The 273-nt window shown below is 42.5% G+C and carries 1 protein-coding gene; it reads right to left on the reverse strand.

Features of this window, described 5'->3' with window-relative positions; all coding sequences use genetic code 11:
- Positions 1 to 256 (reverse strand): IS110 family transposase (locus H8K52_RS22115; RefSeq protein ID WP_425507564.1); only part of this gene is annotated, 256 nt, incomplete at its 3' end.
- Positions 257 to 273 lie beyond the last annotated feature (17 nt).

Consider the following 273-nt stretch of genomic DNA (forward strand, 5'->3'; position numbering starts at 1 on the left):
TATCTTTCAGTGATTCTAGACGACGAACTAATGCTTGTAACTGACGAATATTGGCTGGAAGTGGCGTAAATAGTGGTGGTTGCATCGCTTGGCAGAAACGTGCAATGAGTTTTGCATCAGTTTTATCTGTCTTCACTCGGCTCAACGCGCTACCAGAAAAAGCAGCAATTTGAGCAGGATTTACGACGGAGACTTTGTACTTCTCATCCACTAAATAGTTGGCTAATGCTTCGTAATAAACACCTGTAGCCTCCATACAAAAATGAGGCTCTT

This window comes from Affinundibacterium seohonense, assembly GCF_014284305.1.
In the GTDB taxonomy this organism is placed as follows: Bacteria; Pseudomonadota; Gammaproteobacteria; order Burkholderiales; family Burkholderiaceae_D; genus Undibacterium; species Undibacterium seohonense.